This is a genomic window from Marivita sp., assembly GCF_051251565.1.
In the GTDB taxonomy this organism is placed as follows: Bacteria; Pseudomonadota; Alphaproteobacteria; order Rhodobacterales; family Rhodobacteraceae; genus Marivita.
The window spans coordinates 1-2,403 of the sequence record NZ_JBPOFB010000066.1; the positions used below are offsets into that span (position 1 = coordinate 1).

Annotated in this window: 4 protein-coding genes; 2 read left to right on the top strand and 2 right to left on the bottom strand. The window is 64.1% G+C overall.

The window, feature by feature from the left end; translation table 11 throughout:
* The first annotated feature begins 46 nt into the window (after positions 1-46).
* Together rsmD and ACSHXH_RS19385 are read left to right on the top strand one after the other, a co-directional pair.
* Positions 47-592: a 16S rRNA (guanine(966)-N(2))-methyltransferase RsmD gene (gene rsmD / locus ACSHXH_RS19380; RefSeq protein ID WP_435673441.1), complete on the top strand. Its 546-nt coding sequence runs from the start codon at positions 47-49 to the stop codon at positions 590-592.
* Positions 593-644: 52 nt separating this feature from the next.
* Positions 645-815 (top strand): hypothetical protein, encoded by a 171-nt coding sequence (locus tag ACSHXH_RS19385; RefSeq protein WP_435673442.1) that lies wholly within the window; start codon positions 645-647, stop codon positions 813-815.
* 3 nt (positions 816-818) lie between these two features.
* Here ACSHXH_RS19385 and map read toward each other — a convergent pair whose 3' ends face one another.
* Positions 819-1,628 (bottom strand): type I methionyl aminopeptidase, encoded by an 810-nt coding sequence (gene map, locus ACSHXH_RS19390; protein WP_435673443.1) that lies wholly within the window; start codon positions 1,626-1,628, stop codon positions 819-821.
* A gap of 49 nt (positions 1,629-1,677) precedes the next feature.
* Entirely contained in the window at positions 1,678-2,400 is a 723-nt protein-coding gene (gene sfsA / locus ACSHXH_RS19395; RefSeq protein WP_435673444.1) for a DNA/RNA nuclease SfsA, read from the bottom strand.
* Positions 2,401-2,403 lie beyond the last annotated feature (3 nt).

Below are 2,403 nucleotides of genomic sequence, written 5' to 3' on the forward strand. Positions count from 1 at the left end.
GTCTAAAGTATAGGCGGCAACAAAGGCGTGACCAGCGGGGGACAACATGCGGATCATCGCGGGGCGACATCGTGGGCGGCGATTGGCGGCCTTGGGAAAGGGCGACGCCGCCGCGCACCTGCGGCCAACCCCCGACCGGGTGCGCGAAAGCCTGTTCAACGTGCTGGCGGGCTACGGTCTGCCGGACGGCGCGCGGGTGCTCGATCTCTTCGCAGGCAGCGGCGCGCTGGGGTTCGAGGCCCTGTCGCGCGGCGCCGACGCGCTGGTCGCGATAGACGACGGGCGGGTGTCTGGTCGGTTGATCGCGGACAATGCTCGGACGCTGGCCGAAGACATCCGTCATCTGAAATGCGACGCGACTCGCCTGCCACGCAACACGGATGCAGCTTTCGATTTGGTGTTTCTGGATCCGCCCTACGGCAAGGGGCTGGGGGAACGTGCGCTCGCCTCGGCGCGGGACGGCGGATGGATCGCGCCCGACGCCGTGATCGTCTGGGAGGAGGCCGCGCCACAGGACGCGCCCGACGGTTTCACGCTCGACGACCATCGCCGCTACGGCGACACCCATCTGACGCTTCTGCGCGCCACCTGAGCGCCCGACAGCGCTGTTTGGAGCAATCGCGAGGTGGCGCTAAGATCGGTGCATGACCGATACCGATGCCTTCGCATTATTGCCTTGGACCCAGCGGACGACGTCTGAGTCGCTGCCGCCTGCCCGCATCCTCACGACGCCCGCTTTGATCACCGACGCGGTGACGCCGCTGGGTGGAACGACCCTGCTCGCGCTGCTTTTGACGCGCGAGGAGCGCGATTGAACCTCAGGTCCAGGTGGGGTGAAACAGACCCTTGGGCGACAGCGTAAATATCTCCGCGTCGCCAGAGGTGATCCCGATCGAATGTTCGAACTGCGCCGACAGCGATTTGTCGCGGGTGACAGCGGTCCAGTCGTCGGCCAGCACCTTGGTTTCCGGACGGCCAAGATTGACCATCGGCTCGATGGTGAAAAACATGCCTTCCTGAAGCGCCGGTCCGGTGCCCGGCTTGCCGTAGTGCAGTACGTTAGGTGGCGCGTGGAAAACCCGGCCAAGCCCGTGGCCACAAAAATCGCGGACCACCGACATGCGCTGGCTTTCGACGTAGCTCTGAATCGCGTGGCCGATATCGCCAAAGGTATTGCCGGGACGGGCGACTTCGATGCCCTTCATCAGCGCGTCATGGGTGACCTGGATCAACCGCTCGGCCTTGCGCGAGAGCTTGCCCGCGACATACATCCGGCTGCTGTCGCCATACCAGCCATCGACGATCACCGTGACGTCGATATTGGCGATATCTCCATCCTTCAGAACCTTGTCGCCGGGAATACCGTGACAGACGACGTGGTTCACCGAAATGCAGCTTGCATGCTGGTAACCGCGATAACCTATGGTGGCCGAGGTCGCGTTCGCCTCTTCGACCATGCGGGTGATCTCGGCGTCGATTGTGCCGGTGGTCTGACCCGGTCGCACGAGCGGCGCCATCGCATCGAGGATCTCTGCCGCCAGTTTGCCCGCTGCCGCCATGCCAGCGAAATCACCCGGCTCATACAGCCGGATGCCATCGCGCGTCAGTGTGCCTTTGCGTTCGTCCATTTTCTGCGTCCCTGCAGCGATTTTTCTGCAAATAGGACAGGGCGCGGCGTTATTCCACCCCCTGCGCACCCGGATCGACCGGGAGCGCTGTTCCGAAGTCTACACCATCGACGTCGATCCGTGTGCCATGGCAGATCATTTCCACCCCGGCGTCGCGGGCGGCGTCGAAGGCGCGGGCATAGGTCGGGTCGAGATCGGCGGCAAGACGGAAGCGACCGCAATCGGTGCGCTGCACGAGGTAGAGCATCACCGCGCGATGACCCTGCGCCACGACTTCGGTCAACTCACGCAGGTGCTTGGCGCCCCGATCGGTGACGCAATCGGGAAATTCGGCCCAGTCGTCATGGCGGCGCAGATGCACGTTTTTCACCTCGACATAGGCATCCGGCAAACCCGGTTCACTGAGCAGGAAATCGACCCGCGATCGGGTCCCGTAGGGCACTTCGGGCCGCACGGTTCCGTAGGCGGCAAGCGCGGGAACAGCCTGCGCCCTCAGCGCCTCGGCAACCACACGATTCGGAACCGAGGTGTCGATGCCCGCCATATGACCGCCGCCCAACTCCACGAGACGCCAGCCATAATCGAGCTTCTTCCGGGGATCGTCGTTCGGCTCGAGCCAGACACGCATCCCGGTGTCCTTCAGCCCAAGCATCGCGCCGGGATTGGGACAATGGGCGCGGACCACCTCGCCGGTCTCAAGTTCGACCTCGCAGAGAAAACGCATCCAGCGGCGGATCAGTCGACCCGGTATGAGAGGGGTTTGAAAGCGCATGGC